Source organism: Ruegeria sp. D7, from assembly GCF_056534355.1.
In genome coordinates, this window is record NZ_JBQFPG010000002.1 from 359659 (window position 1) to 379874 (window position 20216).

Annotated in this window: 19 protein-coding genes and 1 riboswitch; of the genes, 2 read left to right on the top strand and 17 right to left on the bottom strand. The window is 59.8% G+C overall.

Annotation, left to right across the window (positions count from 1 at the left end; translation table 11 throughout):
• Positions 1-13 precede the first annotated feature (13 nt).
• From ACRZ9U_RS04665 to cbiE, 10 genes are all read right to left on the bottom strand, one after another.
• Complete coding sequence (locus ACRZ9U_RS04665; protein ID WP_170401263.1) at positions 14-1384, bottom strand: tetratricopeptide repeat protein; 1371 nt, start codon at positions 1382-1384, stop codon at positions 14-16.
• Positions 1385-1564: 180 nt separating this feature from the next.
• On the bottom strand, positions 1565-2749 hold the full coding sequence (locus ACRZ9U_RS04670; protein ID WP_170401261.1) for a CoA transferase: 1185 nt from the start codon (positions 2747-2749) through the stop codon (positions 1565-1567).
• A complete protein-coding gene (locus ACRZ9U_RS04675) occupies positions 2736-4355 on the bottom strand; it encodes a thiamine pyrophosphate-binding protein (RefSeq protein ID WP_480901311.1) in 1620 nt (539 codons plus the stop codon). The genes ACRZ9U_RS04670 and ACRZ9U_RS04675 overlap by 14 nt, the downstream gene beginning before the upstream one ends.
• Before the next feature lie 79 nt (positions 4356-4434).
• Positions 4435-4899 (bottom strand): DUF302 domain-containing protein, encoded by a 465-nt coding sequence (locus ACRZ9U_RS04680; protein WP_170401258.1) that lies wholly within the window; start codon positions 4897-4899, stop codon positions 4435-4437.
• A gap of 76 nt (positions 4900-4975) precedes the next feature.
• On the bottom strand, positions 4976-5719 hold the full coding sequence (cobF, locus tag ACRZ9U_RS04685) for a precorrin-6A synthase (deacetylating) (RefSeq protein WP_170401255.1): 744 nt from the start codon (positions 5717-5719) through the stop codon (positions 4976-4978).
• A complete protein-coding gene (gene cobA / locus ACRZ9U_RS04690) occupies positions 5712-6440 on the bottom strand; it encodes a uroporphyrinogen-III C-methyltransferase (protein WP_480901312.1) in 729 nt (242 codons plus the stop codon). Before cobA ends, cobF begins: the two co-directional genes overlap by 8 nt.
• Positions 6437-7759: a cobyrinic acid a,c-diamide synthase CobB gene (locus ACRZ9U_RS04695; protein ID WP_170401252.1), complete on the bottom strand. Its 1323-nt coding sequence runs from the start codon at positions 7757-7759 to the stop codon at positions 6437-6439. Before ACRZ9U_RS04695 ends, cobA begins: the two co-directional genes overlap by 4 nt.
• Positions 7746-8540 (bottom strand): precorrin-4 C(11)-methyltransferase, encoded by a 795-nt coding sequence (gene cobM / locus ACRZ9U_RS04700; RefSeq protein ID WP_170401250.1) that lies wholly within the window; start codon positions 8538-8540, stop codon positions 7746-7748. Before cobM ends, ACRZ9U_RS04695 begins: the two co-directional genes overlap by 14 nt.
• Positions 8537-8905, bottom strand: a complete 369-nt coding sequence (locus ACRZ9U_RS04705) for a cobalamin biosynthesis protein (RefSeq protein ID WP_170401248.1) — start codon at positions 8903-8905, stop codon at positions 8537-8539. The genes cobM and ACRZ9U_RS04705 overlap by 4 nt, the downstream gene beginning before the upstream one ends.
• Entirely contained in the window at positions 8902-10101 is a 1200-nt protein-coding gene (gene cbiE / locus ACRZ9U_RS04710; RefSeq protein WP_170401246.1) for a precorrin-6y C5,15-methyltransferase (decarboxylating) subunit CbiE, read from the bottom strand. Before cbiE ends, ACRZ9U_RS04705 begins: the two co-directional genes overlap by 4 nt.
• Here cbiE and ACRZ9U_RS04715 point away from each other — a divergent pair.
• Positions 10100-10831: a cobalt-precorrin-6A reductase gene (locus tag ACRZ9U_RS04715; RefSeq protein ID WP_170401244.1), complete on the top strand. Its 732-nt coding sequence runs from the start codon at positions 10100-10102 to the stop codon at positions 10829-10831. The genes cbiE and ACRZ9U_RS04715 overlap by 2 nt on opposite strands.
• Here the strand turns inward: ACRZ9U_RS04715 and cobJ are convergent.
• Genes cobJ through ACRZ9U_RS04750 form a run of 7 tightly spaced genes read right to left on the bottom strand, consistent with a single transcriptional unit; the run spans position 10828 to position 18792 of the window.
• The gene (cobJ, locus tag ACRZ9U_RS04720; RefSeq protein WP_170401242.1) at positions 10828-11586 is read right to left on the bottom strand and encodes a precorrin-3B C(17)-methyltransferase; all 759 of its coding nucleotides are present in this window, start codon (positions 11584-11586) and stop codon (positions 10828-10830) included. The two genes, ACRZ9U_RS04715 and cobJ, sit on opposite strands and share 4 nt — an antisense overlap.
• Entirely contained in the window at positions 11583-12311 is a 729-nt protein-coding gene (locus ACRZ9U_RS04725) for a precorrin-2 C(20)-methyltransferase (protein ID WP_170401239.1), read from the bottom strand. The genes cobJ and ACRZ9U_RS04725 overlap by 4 nt, the downstream gene beginning before the upstream one ends.
• Positions 12308-12937 carry a precorrin-8X methylmutase gene (locus ACRZ9U_RS04730; protein WP_170401236.1) on the bottom strand — a complete coding sequence of 210 codons (630 nt, stop codon included), beginning with the start codon at positions 12935-12937 and terminating at the stop codon, positions 12308-12310. The genes ACRZ9U_RS04725 and ACRZ9U_RS04730 overlap by 4 nt, the downstream gene beginning before the upstream one ends.
• The gene (gene cobG, locus ACRZ9U_RS04735) at positions 12937-14064 is read right to left on the bottom strand and encodes a precorrin-3B synthase (RefSeq protein WP_170401234.1); all 1128 of its coding nucleotides are present in this window, start codon (positions 14062-14064) and stop codon (positions 12937-12939) included. Before cobG ends, ACRZ9U_RS04730 begins: the two co-directional genes overlap by 1 nt.
• On the bottom strand, positions 14061-17354 hold the full coding sequence (gene cobN, locus ACRZ9U_RS04740; protein ID WP_170401232.1) for a cobaltochelatase subunit CobN: 3294 nt from the start codon (positions 17352-17354) through the stop codon (positions 14061-14063). Before cobN ends, cobG begins: the two co-directional genes overlap by 4 nt.
• Positions 17355-17359: 5 nt before the next feature.
• Positions 17360-18415, bottom strand: a complete 1056-nt coding sequence (cobW, locus tag ACRZ9U_RS04745; protein ID WP_170401230.1) for a cobalamin biosynthesis protein CobW — start codon at positions 18413-18415, stop codon at positions 17360-17362.
• On the bottom strand, positions 18412-18792 hold the full coding sequence (locus tag ACRZ9U_RS04750) for a DUF1636 family protein (RefSeq protein ID WP_170391837.1): 381 nt from the start codon (positions 18790-18792) through the stop codon (positions 18412-18414). Before ACRZ9U_RS04750 ends, cobW begins: the two co-directional genes overlap by 4 nt.
• Before the next feature lie 85 nt (positions 18793-18877).
• Positions 18878-19084, bottom strand: a riboswitch (cobalamin riboswitch).
• Between the two features lie 105 nt (positions 19085-19189).
• Here ACRZ9U_RS04750 and ACRZ9U_RS04755 point away from each other — a divergent pair.
• Entirely contained in the window at positions 19190-20176 is a 987-nt protein-coding gene (locus tag ACRZ9U_RS04755) for an NAD(P)-dependent oxidoreductase (protein ID WP_370644452.1), read from the top strand.
• Positions 20177-20216: the final 40 nt, after the last annotated feature.

Consider the following 20216-nt stretch of genomic DNA (forward strand, 5'->3'; position numbering starts at 1 on the left):
TCTTTTATTGTTGTTATTCGGCGGGGACGCTTTGTGCGTCGCCGCTGTCGCGTGCGGCCTCGATCAATTCTCGGCGGGCGAGGGCGTAATTGTCCTCTCCCCCGGCACGTTTGGCGCGGCGGTCGTCCAGGATGCGCTCGACAGCATCCAGGCGGCCAGCGCGCAGGCCGGAATCAATGGTGATACGCTCGAATACATCACGTTGGGCGTGGCTGCCACCCGCCAGTTGCATCCCACCCCGGGCATTTGAAAGAAAATCAAAGGCTTGGCCGTAAAGGCCTTCTCCAAAGGCCTCAAGCCCCTTGGCGGCGGCAATGCCCGGGTCGGACATGCGGATCGGCGTGTCACCCTGATTGCGCTGGGCGTCATTTTGAATACGCTGCAGCATATTTGCCGTAGCCTCCGAACGATTGTCCCCGGTCAATGCCAGCAAGTAGTGAAGATCGGCGAAGATCAAGCATCCGTCTTCGGTTCGGGCTGCGCTGAGATCGGCCAGTTCTTCCCAGCGGTTGCCAACATCAACGCCCTCAAGCTCTAGCCGGGACAGCAGCGAGGTTGCATTCGAGATATCGCGATAGTCGTCGGTTTTGTCCTGGCGGATGTGATGATCGTAAAGCGCCATAACTTGATCGACTTGCCCCAAATCCAGATGCATCAGCGCCTTGTGCCACCAGACATGATAGCGGAAATTGTTGCAATGCGCCCAAGCGTCCTCACGTCCCGCGAGCCAGTCCAGTCCCAGCTGCGCGTTGCCCGTCATCTCGTGCACGTGCGCTACAGCGTGCAATCCCCAGGCGTCGTCCGAAACCATCCATAGGGCCTGACGACCGGCGATTTCGGCTTTCTCGTAGGCGCCGGTTTCCTCCAGCGCGAACGAGTGGCATCCCAGCAAGTATCCACGTCCGGCGTGGTCGGGTTCATACGCTGGCATCACCCGTTCGATCGACCGACGCATCCCCGCAGCATCGCCCAGAACGAAACGCGTCGCATGGCTGAGCTTCATGGCCAAAGTATCAGTTGGGTGCGCTCGCAGAATCTCTTCAAATTTCTGAACGGCCTGTGATGGAAGGTCGGCCATATACAAACCCAGCGCCTCGACATATAGCCTTTCCCGGGCTGAAACTGGCTGACGCTCCATTGCTGCATTCGCGGCACTCAGCGCTTCGGCAGCGACCACGATCATCTCGCGCCGGCCCAGCAGAACCATGAACAGCCCCTTGACCGCATGGCCCAGCGCAAAGTCCGGCTCAAGCTCCAGAACCTTGCCCAGATGTTGCGGTGTGACAGCGGCATGCGCCATGAACCCAAGGAGAACACCATCCCATGCCTCGACGCTTGCGGGCTGGTTCAGGGTGTTCATCTGTCCAAAGACGTCTTGTTTCATACTCGGGTCCAATCTGATTGCGACGTTCTACACTGTTCGATGTAACAGAGTGTGCAGCCGGGTCGTAACAGTATCGACCCTGCTCTCGAATTGGTGAAATCCCGTGTGTGAGAAACGCGAAAAAAACCGCCGATTCAAGGGCATGTTTCAGCAACTTGCCGCCTAAACGGGCAGAGTGTTTCAATCTTCGAAGGGATTTTCCGCGTTCAGAACAGCCTGTGTGTCAGCCCCACAGACCGGTGGTGCGCTGCGATATGTTACAGGCGTGCGTGACAGGTTCAGGGGATTCCCGATCAGTTGCACCTCGCCAGGCTCAGCTTGCATCGAGATCTGCATCTGGCGGGCAGCGACCTGATCCGAGGCAAAAACCTGATCGAGCGTCCGCACCGGGCCAACAGGGACTTTCAGGTCTTCAAGCCCCGCGATAACGCTGCCTGTATCCAGCGCCTGAACTGCCGGGCGCAGGATCGCATTCAACGCATCCCTATTTTCAAGACGGGCCGGGTTGGTGGCAAATCGGGGATCGTCGGCAAGCTCTGGCTTTTCGATGAAGCTGCAAAATCTTTTGAACTGACTGTCATTTCCAACGGCCAGAATCACGTGCCCATCCGCCGTCTGATAGACCTCGTAAGGCACAATATTGGGATGCCCGTTGCCGCGCCGCTGAGGCACTTCGCCCGAGGTCAGATAATTCACGCCCTCATTTATCAGCCAAGCGATCTGTGCATCCACCAGCGCCAGATCGATCTGCTGACCCTCGCCAGTCATGTCGCGATGACGCAGCGCAGCCAGAATACCAACGCAGGCATACATACCACACATCACGTCAGCAATTCCGACGCCTACTTTCATCGGCGCGCCGTCGGCGTCTCCGGTCAGAGACATGATCCCGCCATATCCTTGCGCCATAAGATCATATCCGGGCTTCGATGAGTTGGGGCCTGTCTGCCCGTAGCCTGAGATTGAACAGTAGACGAGGTCGGGAAACTCATTGGACAAGGTTGCGTAGTCGAGCCCGTATTTCGCCAGTCCACCGGGTTTGAAATTCTCGATCAGTATATCAGCGTGCGAGGCTAGGCGTCGGACTTCTGCCTGTCCTTCGGGTGTTGCGATATCCAAGGCGACCGATTTCTTGTTGCGGTTGGAGGACATGAAATATGCGCTCAGGTCTGAGCGGTTGCCATCCGCATCCTCGGCGTAAGGAGGGCCCCATTGCCGCGTATCATCACCACCGGTCGCCGGGTTTTCGACTTTGATGACGGTAGCGCCAAGGTCGCCCAACAACTGCGTACAAGTGGGTCCTGCCAGAATGCGAGACAGGTCCAGTACCTTGACGCCTTTCAGCGGTCCTTCAGATGCGGCCATCATATCCTCCACGGTCAATTTCCGCAGCAATGACAGTGAATTTGTCTGCTTTCAACGCCTGATCCAATGCAGCCCGCAAATCGTCGCGGCTACGAACTGTGTGACCATAACCGCCGAATGCGCGGCCTAAAGCCGCAAAGTTATGGCGGTCAAAGTCCACGCCGCGATTGCCCATCTGGCGCTGGCGCTGTTTCAGTTCGATCAGCGCAAGGCTGGCATCGACAAAGACCAGAAAAATTGGGTTGCCACCCAATTCGGCGGCAGTCGACAGCTCTCCGGCAACCATCAGAAAGCCGGCATCGCCAGAAAAGCTGATCACGGGGCGATCCGGTTCGGCCAATTTCAGACCGATCGCCATCGGAACGGCACACCCCATGGTGCAGAGCGCCGAGGACTGGATCAACCCTCGTGCCTCCGAACACTCCCACATCTGACTGAGCAGAATGCGATGCGCGCCGCTGTCTGCCGTGGCGAGGGTCTCGGGTGGCAGAACGGCACGAGTTTCTGCGATGATCGCCGCCGGTCCCCAGTCTTCATCTATCGGAAAAGCATTCGCCAGCGCAGCCTTGACCTGTTCAGACTCACCATTCGGCCAAGTCTTGCCGGCAGGGTTGCCCTTGGCAATGGCCTCAAGCGTTGCGCCGGTGTCGGCGACCAGATTTAGCCCAGCCTGATGCATGTAATGATCGTTCACCACGGCTGATATGTCGATCACGCGCTTGGTTTCTGGGTTCCATATCTCGCGCCAGCCGGGGCGCATCTCGATAGGGTCATATCCCAAACACAGTACCAGATCAGCCTGTTCCACCAGCGGGACTAGGTGCTTATCGGCCAGCGGAGACAAACCCGCCCCGCCCAGGCAGAGTGGATGATCCTCGGGCACCACCCCCTTGGCCTTGTAGGTGGTGAGAAAGGGAATGTTGAAATGCTCTAGAAATGCTAGCACCACACAGCGCGAGTCGTCGTAAAGAACATCAAGACCGATGATCGCCAAAGGTCGCTCAGCCTCGGCCACCCAGCGGCGGGCCTTTTCCAGACATTCCGCGCCAGGCGCGACAGGAGCAACTTTTGCCAGTCGACGACGTTTAACCCCTGATACGCGCGTATCGGCCACCGAGATAGGCACATCGATGTGTACCGGGCCGGGGCGCGCTTGGTTGGCAAGCGATACCGCCTTGTCGGCGATGATATCGGCCCCGTCGGCCGTCAGCATGAAGCTGCCTTTGGTGATCGAGCGATAGACTTGCGCGTGATCCATCACCTGATGGGTGTAGGTCAACGCCTCATCCGCGTCGACACATCCGGTCAGCACGATCATCGGCACCCGATCCTGCAGGGCGTTGGCGACAACATTGATCCCGTTCATCGCTCCGGGTCCGAGCGTGGCCACGAGGATTGCAGGTGCACCATCGCGATGGTGGACCGCTTCGGCCATGAAACCTGCTGAGTTTTCGTGTTTTGCAAGGTGGAAAGCAATGCCCGCGCGTTCCAACGCATCCACCAATGTCAGAACCTCGCCGCCGGGCATTCCGAACGCATGGCGGCATCCGGCCTCGAAAAGGCGTTGTGCCAACAAATCCGCAGCGCGGGGAGACAGGTCCTGCATTAATCAAGCTCCGACAAAGTTATCTGTCAGCAGATTGCGGAGGACGCGTCCGGACGCAAGCAGGTTCACGTCAGTGTGACTATTTGACGGCGTTTTCCGCTACGGCCTGAAACTTTGCGTCCAATTCTATGGCAATCTCGCGCAGAGCGTCTCCGCCCTCGTCTGCGTAAGGGGCAAAGACGAAGCTTGGTGTCTTGTAAGAAAGGGTTGCAGTGCCGTCCTCGTTCTCGGTTACGTAGAAGCGGATGGGCGCTTCGATCATCGCGTTGGTCGAGGTTTCAAGAACACGAACCGCGTAATCGTTGTTGAATGCGCCAATCACCCGGTTGCCCGGAATGGTGATACCGCGCGAGGCCGCCGCTTTGGTCGGCCCGGCCTGTGTCACAACGATCAGGCCGTTTTCCTTTACCGCGGCCTTTGTGTCATCCACGAGGGTCTCATAGCTTTTTCCGCTGGAGTAAACCGCCCATCCAGTAAGAGGTTCGATGCCGTCGGCCCAAGCAGGCATCGCCAGCAGGCAGATCGCAGCCCAAAGCGCCCTCATGTTCTTTCCCTTCCTGTTGACTGGGGAATTGATGACAGAAAAGCGCTGAAACGGGGCTCACAATCCTGTGCGCGCGTCAGGCCGCACGTTTCTTCAGCAGATAGATATCCATGATCCAGCCGTGATCAGAACGGGCCTGCGCGCGGGTATCCAGAATGTCTTGCGCCACATCCGCCAATGGGCCTTTGATCAGAATCTCTTCTTTCATGCCCACATATGCCCCCCACCAGATGTCATAATCGGTCATCTTCAGGCTCTGGAACGAGCATTCGCCATCCAGCATTACGGCCACTTTCGACGCCGTTTCAGGCCATCCATCATCGCGGATGCGACGGCCTGTGGTCACGACATAGGGCGCGCCCAGATCATTGATCGGGATCGCATGGGCTGCAGTCAACGCCTGTAACGCTGTGATTCCCGGCATAACCTGGACTCGCGGTTGCGGGTCCAGCCGCGCTGCAATTCTTAGCGAACTGTCATACAGCGACGGATCACCCCAGATCAGCAACGCCACCTTCTGCGCGTCCGGGTAGGCTGAAATCGACTCGTGCCAGCGCAGGGCAATTGCGTCGTGCCATTCATCGACGCCTCGGAGATAACCGTCATCTGCCCGGCGTTTGGGAACGTCGAAATAGGCGATCCGTGCAGGTTTGTCGGTGACCTGCGTGATGATGTCTTCGCGCAAACCGGCCAGATCGGCTTTGTTCTCTCCTTTTCGCGGAATCAGGATCAGGTCCGCTGATCTGATCGCCTTCGCCCCCTGAAAGGTCAGGTGGTCGGGATTACCCGTTCCGATTCCGATCAGGATCAGTTCAAACATATTCGAACTCTGCCAGCGGGCCATACAGGATCAGGGCCGGGGCGGTTCCAACCTCGGATCGCAGCTTGTCGGACAGGTCTCCGATTGTGGAGCGCTCCAAGGATTGCTCTGGAGTTGAAACAGATTCGGCCATCAATGCAGGCGTCTCCAACGGCAAGCCATGCGCGCTCAGGGCTTCGACCAGCAAGGGAAAAGTGCGCTTGCCCATAAATACGACCGTTGTCGCGCTAGCATCAGCCAGGGCGGGAAGGTTCAGATCGGTCGGCAATTTGCCACTTACGTCATGCCCGGTGACGAATTGAACACGACGTGCAGTCAGGCGTCGGGTCAGAGGAATACCAGCGGCAGCTGCCGCCGCGACGGCAGAGGGGATGCCGGGAATGATCTCATATTTGATGCCGGCTGCCTGCAACGCGACCAGTTCTTCTTCCAGTCGACCGAACAATCCTCCGTCACCGGATTTCAGGCGTACCACCTGCTGACCGGTCTGCGCATACTCCACCAACAATCGGCTGACGTGATCCTGCTTGGGCGAAGGGCGACCGGCGCGTTTGCCAACACCAACCAGATCAGCATCGTCACGCGCATGGGTCAGGATCGGGCCGCTGCTGAGATCATCAAACAGCACCGCATCGGCCTTCTGCATCCGGTCTACGGCCTTGAGCGTTAGTAGCTCTGGATCACCCGGACCGGAGCCAATGAAAGAGACAAAACCGGTCATGCCGAGGCCTCTGCAATAAGATGGAAAAATGTGCCGGTGACATTGCCACGTCGCGATCCTGTCTGAGGGCCTTCGGCCCCCTCGGCATCGAAGACTCGCGCAAGAGGAGCGTCAGGTTGTTCGATGATCGAGGAATAGTGGAACTCATGTCCGCGCAAGGCTGTACCCTTGGCAAAGCCCGGCATCGACGCCAAAAGCTCAGCCCTGCGATAACCAAGGTTGAATTTGCGCTTTTGGTATGAGGTTTGCAGACCCAACAACCCCGCCATCTGATGTGGGGCGCCTTCCTTGTCGACCAGAACTTCCCCCAATGCCATGTACCCCCCGCATTCACCATGCACGGGCCGCGTTTCCGCGTGTTTCCGTAGGCCGGTCAAGAAGATATCTGCCGCGGCTAATGTTCCCGCATGCAGCTCAGGATATCCCCCGGGTAACCAGACCAGATCGGCATCTGCAGCTGGCGCTTCGTTTGCCAGAGGTGAAAAGGGCAGTATCTCTGCACCCGCGCTGCGCCACCCTTCCAGAAGATGCGGATAGGTAAATGAAAACGCTGCATCACGGGCCAGTGCGATCCTCTGCGCCGGGGGTCGCGGCAACGCGGCTGACGATGGTCCAGCAGGGCCTGAGGAGGCCGCCTGTTTGATCGCATCCAAATCGACATGTTCACGCAGGAATGCGGCGTATCCGGCGATTGCCGTTTCCAGATCCGGATGCTCAACCGCCTGGATCAGGCCTAGATGTCTTTCGGGCAGAGTCAGATCACCTCGGCGCGGAAGAACGCCCAGAACCGGCAATCCAGCCCGTTCCATGCCCAGCCGCGTCAGCCGCTCATGTCTTGGGCTGGCACAGCGGTTCAGGATCACCCCGGCAAAAGGTAGATCGGGGTTATACATCCGAAAGCCAAGCGCGGTCGCCGCCGCCGATTGCGCCTGTCCTCCGACATCCAGGACCAGAACGACCGGCCATCCCATGCGCAGCGCCGTTTCAGCGCTCGACCCATGCCCCAGCTCTCCGGGTTTGGCGACACCATCAAACAGACCCATCGAGCCCTCGGCCACTACAATATCCGCGCCCGTCGCCTGCTCAGAGATCGCGCTTAGCAGCGTCTCCCCCATCGCCCAGCTATCCAGATTGAACGAGGCACGGCCTGCCGCAGCCCGGTGAAAAGCCGGGTCGATGTAGTCCGGTCCGCTTTTGAACGGTTGTACGGTCAAGCCGTCCTCGGCCAGCGCCCGGAGCAATCCTAGCGTTACTGTGGTCTTGCCTGTACCCGAAGACGGAGCGGAAATCAGTATTCCCGGTGGGTTAGTCATCACCATGGCTCCAGCTCGACCACGGACTGTCGGCGCTTTGAGGGCGATAGCGGCGGTCATATGTCTTGGAATACAGGCAGCTTTCGTCAAACCCTTCACCTGCAAGCGCCGGACCAACCATGATCAGTGCGGTGCGCGAGATGCTGTTGTCCAGCGCCTCCTTCAATGTGGCAAGCGTTGCGCGGATGATCTTCTCATCCGGCCAACTAGCGCGGTAGACCACGGCGACCGGGCAGTCTGCCCCATAGGCAGGTGTCAGGTCGGCGATGACGTTATCCAGATTTCCGATCGAAAGGTGGATAGCCAATGTCGCACCTGTTTTAGCGAAGTTTTTCAGTGTCTCGCCTTCCGGCATCGAAGACGCACGCCCGGGCGTGCGGGTCAAGACCACTGATTGCGCCAGACCGGGCAGTGTCAGCTCGGTCCCGAGCGCTGCAGCCGCAGCCGCAAACGAGGGTACACCGGGCGTGACGCTGACCGGGACACCCATCTCTTTCAGACGTCTGATTTGCTCACCCATCGCCGACCAGACCGAGAGGTCCCCGGAATGCAGCCGCGCCACGTCCTGTCCAGCTTTATGCGCTGCTTCGATTTCGGCCATGATCTGATCCAGATCCATGGGTGCGGTGTTTACGATCTTCGCGCCTTTGGGGCAGTGGCCCAGAATCTCCTCGGGTACCAATGAACCCGCATAAAGGCACACCGGGCAGGAGGCGATGATATCGCGCCCGCGCAGGGTCAGCAGGTCGGCGGCGCCCGGTCCGGCGCCGATGAAATGAACGGTCATGTCTGTCCTCCGATGGCGACGGCGCAGGTTGCAAGCCGGTCGTCCGAGATTTGTCTGGGTGAAATCAGCCGCGCGCCATGTCCGGCGGCAGCAAGAGCGGATGCTTCGGCCACGCTGCCGGTGCCATATGTGGCGCGACTGCGGGTTGAGCAAGTAAGTGTGCGTTGTTCGGCAAGATCATTTGCCGGAATGAAATGTATCGGCAGCTCAGTTGCTTCTGCAAGCGCGGCAAGTGCGGCGTGTCCGTCCTTGTCCGCAACGGTCGCAAGGGCATCGACAGTTTTTCCTGTCGAGGCAAGCTCGAAAGCGGCACGAAGACTGGCCAGCGTAGCAGAGGATGAGAAACCTAACCCCGCGACGATCATAACGTGAGGCTCCACTGCACCACTGGGTAGGCAGATTTCCAGGCTCGCCGTGGACCAAGCGCAGCTGCCTGCGCCAGTTCGATGCGCAGCAGGTCTCCGCCGAGCTTGTCGTGCCATTCAGCTAGTAACGCTTCGCTTTCCAATGTCACAGCGTTGGCGATCAGCCGCGTGCCGGCCTGAAGATTAGCGTGTAGCCAGTTCAGCAGATCCGCTCTCAGACCTCCACCGATGAACACCACATCGGGTCGGTCAAGATCAGCCAACGACTCTGGTGCAGAACCGTGCACAACGCACAACCGATCCTGCCCTAACGTATTGGCATTGCGGCGAATGCGTTCGGCCCGATCAGCACGCGGCTCGATAGTCGTTGCAGTTAGCGTCGGATCGCACATCAGCCATTCGATGCTGATCGAACCGGTGCCACCACCGATATCCCACAGATGCTCACCCCGCTGAGGAGCAAGCGCCGACAGGGTTAGCGCGCGAATGGGGCGCTTGGTGATCTGGCCGTCGGTTTCAAAGATGTCATCGGGCTTTCCCGAGGCTTTGGGAAAGGCACGCCCAGTACCCGCGACATCAAGACCGACACAAACCGGATGTTCGAATGTACCAAGCAACGCCTCGGTCAGCGACACGCTGCGCGCGCGTTCACGGGGGCCACCGAGCGCTTCCATGACGTGCAGAGTACAATCCGCAAAATCGGTTTTGCCCAGATAGGTCGCAAGCTCGGCTACGGCTTTGCCGTCGCGCAGCAAGAGAATCGCGCGCAGGCCGGGTGCCAAGTGAGGGCGAAGGCGCGTCAGAGGCGCGGCATGTAGCCCGAAGGTCAACGTGTTTTCAAGCGGCCAACCAAGCCGCGCAGCAGCAAGCGAAAAGGTCGACTGGCCGGGTAGGGCAATCCATTCGTTCGTTTCGAAATTACGCGCGATAACGGACCCGGCCCCGAACCAGAACGGATCACCCGAGGCCAGCACAACGGTTTGCCGACCGCGCAATGCGGTCAGAATTGGCAGGCCATCGGCAAATGGGACCGGCCATTCAATCCGTTCCGCCGCGCTGTCTGGGATCAACGACAGGTGGCGTGTCGGACCCATGACAATCTCAGCGCGGTCCAGCACTTGACGGCTTGCAGGGGACAGGCCATCCAGTCCATCTTCGCCCAAACCCAGAACGGTCAACCACGGAGTTTCAGACATGCCCAACCTCCTGATTCTTGGTGGCACGACCGAGGCGAATGCTCTGGCAAAATCGGTTGCCGATCAAGGCATTCCCGCTACATATTCCTACGCTGGACGTGTCGATAACCCGCGCTCGCAACCCGTGCCGATGCGCGTGGGCGGGTTTGGTGGTGCAGCGGGACTGGCGCGGTACATTCACGAGCACGGCGTCAGCCATGTTGTCGATGCGACTCATCCCTTTGCCGCGCAGATGAGCCGAAATGCGGTGGATGCCTGTGCGAGGGCTGCAACGCCCTTGGCCGCTCTGACCCGGCCTGCCTGGGTCGCGCAAGACGGAGATAACTGGCAGCACGTACCGGATATTGAAGCTGCGGTTGAAGCTTTGGCTGGTCCAGCCCGCCGCGTCTTCCTGGCAGTTGGCCGCATGCATCTTCATGACTTCGCAGCCCAACCTCAGCATCACTATCTTTTGCGGCTTGTAGACGATCCGGACGCATTGCCGCTTCCGAAAAGCGATGTGATCGTTTCGCGGGGCCCGTTTTCTGTTGAAGAGGACCGGGCCTTGATGGAACGTCACCATACGCAATTGATTGTGTCCAAGAATGCGGGTGGCACCGGTGCGCGGGCCAAACTGGATGCCGCAAGGGCGCTGGGCTTGCCGGTTCTGATGATAGACCGTCCGACCCTGCCGAAGCGGACCGAGTTGGCAAATGTCACGCAGGTCTTGGACTGGCTGGCGCATACTTAATCCTTGGCCAGCGTGAATCTCGGGGTGTAGACGATCGGGGCGCTGTTGCGCTCGACTATGCGGGTCAGGGACGAGCCGACGATGACGACGGTCTGCATGTCCGCCATATCTGCCGTGGCTTCTTCCAGAGTTGAAATCCGCAAAGCCTCATTCTCGCGGGATACAGCGCGTGCAAACAGGATCAGGCGTTCCGGCTCACATTCTTCCCGCAGGATTTCCAGCGTTTTTTCAAACCCTTCCGGTCGAGACTTCGAGCGAGGGTTATAGAACGCCATGGCGAAATCGCCCTGCGCGGCAAGTCGGAGGCGCTTTTCGATCAGTGGCCATGGCTTCAGGTTGTCGCTCAGGTTGATGGCGCAGAAATCATGCCCTAACGGTGCCCCAGCGCGGGCCGAAGCCGCCAGCATCGCAGTGATCCCCGGCAGCACGTCGATCTGTATGTCACGCCAGTCTTTCGGCCCGTTTTCAAGCGCTTCAAACACCGCAGCGGCCATTGCAAACACGCCGGGATCCCCTGACGAGACTACAACGACGCGCTTACCGTCGGCCGCCATTTGCAAAGCGTGCTGAGAGCGGTCGATCTCGACCCGGTTATCGCTGGCGTGCAGGGTCAACCCCTCTCGCTCGGCCACCCGAGCAACATAAGGGATGTAGCCAACCACGTCCGTCGCTTCTGCCAGAGCGGCAGTGACTTCGGGAGTGACCAGTGCTTCGTTTCCAGGCCCAAGGCCAGCGATCTTGACCCAACCGCTCATGGTCGGCGTCCCTGTCCATGAACCAGTATGATTGAGAAATAGGGCGTGATTCCTTCGCAATTATCAGACAGTTTGCAGACCCGTTGGTTCGGCATCTGAGCGTATTCGACGATCCACGCGCGGTCATACAGCCCGGCCTGTTTCAGCGCGCGCTTTACCTTGTCGAAGTTCCGCCCGATCTTCATGACAACCAGCGCGTCGGTCTGGGTCATGCGTTCAGTCAGCGTATCCTCGGGCAAGGTTCCAACAAGAACCGTGAGGACATCGTCGCCCCAAGTTATCGGGTCACCGGTTGCGGTCCAAGCGCCGGACATGCCGGTTATGGCAGGTACGACTTCGACTTCAGATATGTCTCGTAGTCGATTGTAAAGGTGCATAAATGATCCATAGAAGAACGGATCGCCTTCGCACAGAACCACTACATCCTCACCATTTTCGGTAAGCGACTTCAGATGTGCGGCACAGTCTTCGTAAAACACCGAAAGGAGTTCATTATACCTTGGATCCGTCACCGGGATTTCGGTGGTTACCGGGTACTCCATTGGAAACTCGATGGCGTCGCCGGGGATCATTCCATTGACGATCTTGCGGGCCTGACCTGTGCGGCCAGGTTTGCGAAAAAACGCCACATGGCGGGCATTGCGCAGCAGGCGGTCCGCACGGACACTCATCAGGTCCGGATCGCCGGGGCCGAGGCCCACGCCGTATATTTTACCCCCGCTCATTCCGTGCGGCTCGCGATAGCATTGATGGCAGCAACTGTGATCGCACTGCCTCCCAAACGGCCTTTGACGATACAGGATGGTACGGGCTGCGCTTCCCACAAGGCATCCTTGGACTCGACCGCTCCGACGAAGCCCACCGGGCAGCCGATAATGGCAGCGGGGCGTGGGCAGTCGGGATCTTCCAACATGTTCAGAAGGTGGAAAAGCGCGGTAGGGGCGTTACCGATCGCGACCAGTGCTCCTTCCAGATGCGGACGCCACAGCTCTAGCGCGGCGGCAGAGCGCGTGTTGCTCATTTCGGCAGCCAGAGGGCGAACACGCTCGTCATGCAGGGTGCAGATCACTTCGTTGTCAGCGGGCAGGCGAAAGCGCGTGACGCCTTCGCTGACCATGCGGGCGTCACACAGGATCGGTGCGCCATTTTCCAGCGCGGTGCGGGCGGCGGCGACGAAACCGGGCGAGAAATGGACGAATTCTTCCAGCCCGACCATCCCTGCGGCGTGGATCATCCGAACGGCGACCTGTTCTTCATCGGTATCGAACCGGGCCAGATCAGCCTCGGATCGGATGGTGGCAAAGCTCTGCTTGTAGATCGCCGCGCCGTCGGTTTCGTATTCATAGGGCATCAGGTGAAGTCCATGGTCATGAGTGTTTCTTCGGTCAGGCCGCGTTGGCAGGGCTCATCCCCCGCGCGGCCTTGTTTGACAAGGTCAAATCGTCCGGAATTACCAACCAAAGTGACATCGGCCGGACCCATTCGGGCGCATCCCTTGGCGCAGCCCGACACATGCAGGCTGCCTGCAACGCGCGCGGCCAGGGCGCACGCCACACCGCGGGTTTCGACCTGCGCCTGCGGGCAGTATGGCGCGCCGGGGCAGGCGTCGGTTGTTCTCAGCGGGTCGGTGCCATCTGTGACAAAGTCAGGGGCGGGTATCGCCGCCCCGCCTTCCAACAGGAACAGCCGCCATGGTGTGACCCGCAGGGCAGTGGCGTTGCTGTTTTCAATCAGCGAATGGAGTTGCCGCGCCGGTAGCTGCCCAAAGGCAGCGCCATAGAGTGTCCCCCGCGCGCAGGCTCCCGGTTGAAGAGGCACGCCAATGGGGCCGAGCGCGCTGCGTTGCCACTCGCTGGGCAAACCATATGTGGCAACGGTCCGCGCCATGCGGCGGGTCTCGGTTGTGTGGGTTTGCGCAAACCACTTCGCCAACGCGATCACTTGGTCGATTGCTTGGGCTTCGCTCACCGCTCGCCCGGTTTCGGCCCCGTCCGCGCGCAGGATCAGGCTGCCCGAACCGAGTTCAAGCCGGATATCCGCCGAGTCATCGGCCAATAAACGCTCGGAACCTGTGTCGATGGCAAAGCCGAACTTGGCAGGTAAATCCGGAAGCTCGGCCAGACGCTGGATCAATTCCTGTGTCAGCCGAGCGGTCAGATCACCGGCTTCATAGAGTGGCGAGACCAGAATGTTGCGGCGAATTTCGATTCCGGGTTCGGCGTCCAGCAGGTTCAGCGAGGAAAGCGCGGCCAACAAGGATTGATGGTCGGTTTCCTTTACTCCACGCAGCTGAAGGTTGGCGCGGTTGGTAAGGTCGATCGTGCCATTGCCGAACCGTTCCGCCAATTCGCACAGCCCTATCGCCTGTTGGGCATCCAGGCGCGCCAGCCGAGGGCGCACACGCACGACCAGCCCATCACCGGACATCATCGGGCGATGGGCACCGGGGCACCAGCCCTGCACGATGGGCGCACTCATCCCAACCCCTCCAGGTCGGCGCGGATCGAGTTCCGGCGGGTATGCCATAGCCCTGCCTCCAGCAGTGCCCGGAACCGATCCTGCATGGCCTGATGTGCTTGCGGGTTTGCCTGTTGCAGGAAGGCGTCGACCTCTTCATTGCCCAGCGTGGCGTCGTGGTACAGATCGAACAGATGCGGTGCGACTGTGCCGGACAGATGCGCAAAAGATGCCATATGATCCAGCGTCGCCGCGATTTCAGCGGCACCCCGAAACCCGTGCCGCTGCATTCCGGCAATCCATCCCGGGTTGGCGGCGCGGGCATAGACGACGCGGCTGATTTCCTCGGGCAGGGTGCGGGCGCGCGGGTTGTCCGGGTTGGTATTGTCCAGATGATAAAGCTGCGCAGTACCACCAGTGATTTTCTTGGCGGCAGCAAATCCGGCCTCGTGCGTTGCATAATCATTGGCCAGCAACAAGTCCGTCTCGGTCAGGTCCTGTAGGTGCACAAAGCTGTCGGCGTTGGCGACGCGTTGCGAGATACCGTCCTTATCTTGCGCTATATGCTCGCCTTCCAAAGCGAAGGAACTGGCATCAAGCCAAGCCTCACCCGCTTGCACGCGTGCCTCATCCGTATAGGTTTCGGACAGATGAGTCATGTTCAGACCATAGCTGCCGGGGGCTGGCCCATAGACCCGCGCCGCAGGCTCCTGACCGGCGTAAGGATTCCAGTCGGGTGCTTCATCTCGTTTGGTCAATGCGCGGACAGCCTGACCGTACAGCGCTGAAAGCGTCGGGAACACGTCCCGGAACAGGCCAGAGACGCGCAGTGTTACGTCCAGACGCGGGCGGCTGAGATCGGTGATCGGCAAAACTTCGATGCCCGAGACCCGCTCAGACCCTTTATCCCAAACCGGCTTCACTCCCAGCAGGTGTAGCGCCATGGCGAATTCCTCGCCCGCTGTGCGCATAGTGGCCGAACCCCATAGATCGACGATCAAGCCCTTGGGGTAGTCGCCTTCTTCCTGCAGATGCCGCCGAACCAGCTCTTCGGCGAGCTTGACGCCTTGTGTGTAGGCCGCGCGCGTGGGAACCGAGCGTGGGTCGGTCGTATATAGATTCCGCCCGGTCGGCAAAACATCCGTACGCCCGCGATAGGGGGATCCGGACGGCCCGGCCTCGATCCGTTTGCCCGCTAAAGCGTCAATCAGGGCAGAGCGTTCAGCTTGGGCTGAGGGGGCAGCGTCGAATTTGCCCGTCTCATCGGGGACGCGCCCATAGATATGCAGCCCATCACCGAACTGGCTTTCCTTGATGTCGCAGACAAATCGGTCAATGCGCGTGATCGCCTCGGCGGTACAGGTGGCCTGATCGAGGCCAAGATCGCTTTCCAGCCCGATGGCCTGCGCCTCGTCCCGGATATCTTCCTGCAGGCGGTCACGGCGTTTGGGGTCGAGGCCATCCGCATTCGAGAACTCGTCCAACAGCGATTCCAGCCGCACCATGCGATCTGGTGTGCCGCTTTCCTTCATCGGGGGTGGGATATGGCCCAACGTAACCGCCCCGATCCGACGCTTGGCCTGCGCGGCCTCGCCGGGGTCGTTGACTATGAAGGGGTAGATCACCGGCAGATCGCCGATTAACGCCTCGGGCCAACATTCGTTGCACAAGGCGACTGATTTTCCCGGCAACCATTCCAGCGTGCCATGTGCGCCGATATGGATCAGCGCATCCGCGACCAATCCTTTGCGCAGCCACAAGTAAAAGGCGACGTAGGCGTGGCGCGGTGTGCGCGACAGATCGTGATAGTCGTCATCGCGCAGTTCGGGTGTGCCGCGCTCGGGCTGCAGCGCGATCAGAGCCTTTCCGCGACGCAGCGCAGTGAAGTGGAACGCGCCATTTGTGAAAGCAGGGTCGTCTTCGGGAGTGCCCCAAACCTTATTGAGATCGGCGCGGAGTGTTTCCGGCAGCGCCGCCAGCGCCGCCTGATAATCCTCTAGCGGCCATGAAATCCGGGCATCAAGAAGAGTTTCAGCAATCGGCTCGGTAGGCGCGGTGTCATACCCTTCGCCTTGCAGATCGAGCAACATTGCCTCAGCCGAGGCCAGCGCATCCAGACCCACTGCATGTGCCATCTGCCAGTCTTTGCCGGGATAGGTCGATAGTACCAGCGCCGGAACCTGCTCCGCTTTGGGTTTGTCGTGAAGGTTCAGCCAGCCGGAGACGCGGTTGATGATGGCTTCGATCCGTTCGGGTTCAGCCCGATGAGCGAAGCGAGAATACTCGAGATGCGGGTCGCGTTTGCCCGGCTCTTTGAAGGATACGATGCCCGCGTTGATCCGCCCGTCCACTTCCGGAAGGACCACATGCATGGCAAGATCAGCTGGTGAAAGGCCACGTTCCGCTTCGGCCCACGCTTTGCGGCGTGAGGTGGCCAGCGCCACCTGAAAGACCGGCACCTCTGCCACATCGAGAGGTGAGGTGCCTGATGCGCCCTTGCCTGAGAATGAGGTGGCGTTGACGATCGCCGAAGGCTTCAGCGCTACAATAGTCTCGCGCAGCCAATCGGCGGCATTTGGTGCTTTGAGCGACGGGGCAAACAGGCCGACGGCCTCAAAACCTCGCGCGCGCAAGCTGCGGATCAGCGCTGCGATTGGGGCTGTGTCCGCCGAGGTCAGATAAGCACGATAGAAGGTTACGATGATACGTTTCGCATCACCGGGCAGAGCGTTTTCTGCAGGGATCACGCCGTGATCTGGGCACCAGGCACCGCATTCGGGGATGGTCTTGGCGCCCATGACCGGACCTGCATACAACCCCGCAGCCAGTGCCATCTGCGCCAGAGCGGCCTGCGCCGCGACCTCACCGCCGGTGTCGCACAGATGCGCCAGCCGCCGCAGGGTCGAGACAGGCAGGGTAGAGTAATCATCCAGCCGCGTATCCTCGCGACCGTCTGCGGGCAGTACGGCCAGTGCAATCCCTTTGGCCTGCGCCAGCGCCAGAACCTGCTGCAAGCCGTAGGCCCAATAGGGCACTCCACCGATCAGACGGATCAGGATGCCCTTTGCGCCCTCCAGTGTCTGCTCGACATAGGTGTCGACTGAGAGGGGATGCTTCAGCGCCGTCAGATTGGCCAGCCGCATCGTTGGCATGCGTCCTTCAGGCCCACCTCCACGATGCCATCCCGCCGCGAAAGCGCCAAGGTCACTGTCGGAAAAGGACAGCACCACCAGATCAGCCGGGCTTTGGCCCAGATCGGTCGGGGTCTCGGTTTCTTCGAGCCCATGGCTTTCGCGGAAGACGACGTGCATAGGTCTTACTCGGCAGCCTCGGTTACACCCACGAGGATATCCCGGATCTCGGCCTCTTTGATATCGTCATGCTCGGCAATGACCACAAGGCGCGAGCGACGGTCTTCGCCGGGCTCCCACGGGCGGTCATATTGGTGACGCACGCGCGCACCGACGGCCTGAACCAGTAGGCGCATGGGCTTGCCCTGAACGGCGGCATAGCCTTTGACGCGCAGGATATTCAACTCGTTGGCCAATCGTTCAATCTTGGCGACCAGATCAATCGGATCGGTTTGCTCGGGCAGTTCAACGATGATGCTTTCGAAATCGTCATGCTCGTGATCGTGATGGCCGTCGTGATGGCTGGGACGCGCGTCCATGTCATCCTCGGCCGCGGCTTCTAGACCCAGCACGACGCGGACGTCCACGGCACCCTCAGCCACTTCGACTACGGGCAGGGGGCGGGGCGCTTCGGCGGCGATGATCTCTTTCGCTTTCGCAACGCCTTCCGGGCCAGCCAGATCGGGCTTGGTCAGCAGAATGATGTCGGCGCAGGAAATCTGATCCTCGAACACCTCGGACAAGGGAGTTTCATGATCAATCGAGTCATCTGCCATGCGTTGCGCATCCACCGCCTCGACATTCGGTGCAAACCGACCAGCGGCCACAGCCTCGGCATCGGCCAGAGCAATCACGCCATCGACGGTGATTTTCGAGCGGATATCGGGCCAGTCGAACGCCTTCAGCAGGGGTTTTGGCAGGGCAAGACCGGAGGTTTCGATCAGGATGTGATCGGGGCGCGGCTCTAGTGCCATCAGGGCTTCAATGGTCGGGATGAAATCATCGGCCACGGTGCAGCAGATGCAACCATTGGCCAGTTCCATGATGTTTTCTGCGGGGCAATCAGGAATGGCGCAGGACTTCAGGATATCGCCATCGACGCCGACATCGCCGAATTCGTTGACGACCACCGCCAGACGCTTGCCCTGCGGGTTCTGCATCAGGTGTTGCACCAAAGTGGTTTTGCCCGAGCCCAAAAAGCCGGTGATCACAGTGACGGGGAGTTTCTCAAGATTGCTCATTTCAGGGCTCCAATCGGGGGAATGCGGGCCGCACAGTTTTTGCGGAAATGTTCAGGACGTTCGCGCCATTTGACCAAACCGTCCTCGGTGGCGAGGTATTTGGCTGCGCCTTCGACGATGGTTTCGACATGGTCGATCTCGTTCAGATGTTCATACACGAAAGTCCAGCGATCCGGTCCTCCGCGTAGCACGATCGAGCAGCCTTCATCGCAATTCGACAGGCATTCCACAGCTTTCAAGGTAATGCCTTCGGGCAGGCCCGCCTGTTCAAGCGCCTTGTGCAGCAACGTGCCGGGGCGCTGGGCGTCATCCTCGACAGGCAGCCCGCGACGGCAGGTAGTGCAAACCAGCAGTTCGACCGGTGCGGTCTCGGTCATGTCTCTCATCCCCCCAAATCCTCTTCGTGGGGGACGGGGTTTCATGCGGGCCGATCACAGCCCCACACCGGAACACCCCGTCCGGTTTCATCTTCGGGCGTTGGCAGGTCTCCCGGCTTGCGGATGTCAGAGGAGGCCTCTGTCGGATGTCCCGCCTTCCCGGCCATACTGCCAGTGGCTTTGGGCACCCTCTCCGGTCACGGTCGCGGGGGCGGCTGCGTTTGACGGCAAAAACCGCTGACGCATTCCCTTTTCATCTGCTCTCGCAGACACCAACGAAAGGGACATGCGGCAGGGCAGGGTTGCTTGTCAAGCGAGTCGCGCCGATCCGTGAAAAAGCGGATAAAAAGCGACCTGTCGGGGTCGCTGGGCGGCATGATACTTCTGCAACGACGTGCTGGCATGGCAGCAAGATGCGAACAGGAGGATACCGCGCATGAAAGTAGGGTTTATCGGGCTGGGGAATGTAGGGGGCAAGCTATCTGGATCGCTGCTACGAAACGGTATCGATCTGACGGTTCATGACCTGAACCCGGATCTGGTGACCGAATTCGTCGCCAAGGGTGCCAAAGCCGCCAAAAGCCCGGCGCAACTGATGCGCAATTGCGATGCTGTTATAACCTGTTTGCCTTCTCCTGCGGCCTCGGATGCGGTGATGCAGGAAATGTTGCCAGAGGTCGGCCCTGGCAAAATCTGGATGGAAATGTCGACCACCGATGAAGCCGAAGTCAAACGCCTTGGCGCAATGGTCATTGAACGAGGTGGGGCTGCAGTGGATTGCCCGGTTTCCGGCGGATGTCACCGGGCAGCGACGGGTAATATCTCGATCTTCGCAGGCTGTGATCGTGAGACTTTTGAACGTATCCTGCCATTCCTGACCACCATGGGGCGGCGCATTTTGCACACGGGCGATCTGGGCTCGGCCTCTGTTCTGAAGGTGTTGACCAATTATCTGGCTACCGCCAACCTGATCACCTGCGCCGAGGCTTTGGTGACAGCCAAGGCCGCCGGTATGGACCTTGGAACCACCTATGAAGCGATCAAGATATCGTCAGGCACATCCTTCGTGCACGAGACCGAAAGTCAGGTCATCCTGAACGGCTCGCGCGATATTTCCTTCACCATGGACCTGGTGAAAAAAGATATCGGTCTGTTTCAGGAGGTCGCCGACCGTGCCGGAGTTCCCCTTGAGATAAACCCATTGATGATCAAGATTTTCGAAGATGGTATCGCGCGATATGGTGAGCGTGAACTGTCCCCGAACATCATCAGGCGGCTAGAGGACGCGACCGGACTGGAGATCCAGGCGCCAGGGTTCCCAACCGAGATGCTGGACGACGAGCCAGAAGAACCGGGTTACGAGGTGATCCCGCAGAATCGGTAGATCAAATAATCGGCAAGCGTTGCGGCTGTCTGGCGACCTG

Excerpts from the sequence above, each read along its gene's own strand:
- ACRZ9U_RS04665 (WP_170401263.1), bottom strand. The coding sequence starts at position 1,384 with ATGAAACAAGACGTCTTTGGACAGATGAACACCCTGAACCAGCCCGCA.
- ACRZ9U_RS04670 (WP_170401261.1), bottom strand. The coding sequence starts at position 2,749 with ATGGCCGCATCTGAAGGACCGCTGAAAGGCGTCAAGGTACTGGACCTG.
- ACRZ9U_RS04675 (WP_480901311.1), bottom strand. The coding sequence starts at position 4,355 with ATGCAGGACCTGTCTCCCCGCGCTGCGGATTTGTTGGCACAACGCCTT.
- ACRZ9U_RS04680 (WP_170401258.1), bottom strand. The coding sequence starts at position 4,899 with ATGAGGGCGCTTTGGGCTGCGATCTGCCTGCTGGCGATGCCTGCTTGG.
- cobF (WP_170401255.1), bottom strand. The coding sequence starts at position 5,719 with ATGTTTGAACTGATCCTGATCGGAATCGGAACGGGTAATCCCGACCAC.
- cobA (WP_480901312.1), bottom strand. The coding sequence starts at position 6,440 with ATGACCGGTTTTGTCTCTTTCATTGGCTCCGGTCCGGGTGATCCAGAG.
- ACRZ9U_RS04695 (WP_170401252.1), bottom strand. The coding sequence starts at position 7,759 with ATGGTGATGACTAACCCACCGGGAATACTGATTTCCGCTCCGTCTTCG.
- cobM (WP_170401250.1), bottom strand. The coding sequence starts at position 8,540 with ATGACCGTTCATTTCATCGGCGCCGGACCGGGCGCCGCCGACCTGCTG.
- ACRZ9U_RS04705 (WP_170401248.1), bottom strand. The coding sequence starts at position 8,905 with ATGATCGTCGCGGGGTTAGGTTTCTCATCCTCTGCTACGCTGGCCAGT.
- ACRZ9U_RS04715 (WP_170401244.1), top strand. The coding sequence starts at position 10,100 with ATGCCCAACCTCCTGATTCTTGGTGGCACGACCGAGGCGAATGCTCTG.
- cbiE (WP_170401246.1), bottom strand. The coding sequence starts at position 10,101 with ATGTCTGAAACTCCGTGGTTGACCGTTCTGGGTTTGGGCGAAGATGGA.
- cobJ (WP_170401242.1), bottom strand. The coding sequence starts at position 11,586 with ATGAGCGGTTGGGTCAAGATCGCTGGCCTTGGGCCTGGAAACGAAGCA.
- ACRZ9U_RS04725 (WP_170401239.1), bottom strand. The coding sequence starts at position 12,311 with ATGAGCGGGGGTAAAATATACGGCGTGGGCCTCGGCCCCGGCGATCCG.
- ACRZ9U_RS04730 (WP_170401236.1), bottom strand. The coding sequence starts at position 12,937 with ATGCCCTATGAATACGAAACCGACGGCGCGGCGATCTACAAGCAGAGC.
- cobG (WP_170401234.1), bottom strand. The coding sequence starts at position 14,064 with ATGAGTGCGCCCATCGTGCAGGGCTGGTGCCCCGGTGCCCATCGCCCG.
- cobN (WP_170401232.1), bottom strand. The coding sequence starts at position 17,354 with ATGCACGTCGTCTTCCGCGAAAGCCATGGGCTCGAAGAAACCGAGACC.
- cobW (WP_170401230.1), bottom strand. The coding sequence starts at position 18,415 with ATGAGCAATCTTGAGAAACTCCCCGTCACTGTGATCACCGGCTTTTTG.
- ACRZ9U_RS04750 (WP_170391837.1), bottom strand. The coding sequence starts at position 18,792 with ATGACCGAGACCGCACCGGTCGAACTGCTGGTTTGCACTACCTGCCGT.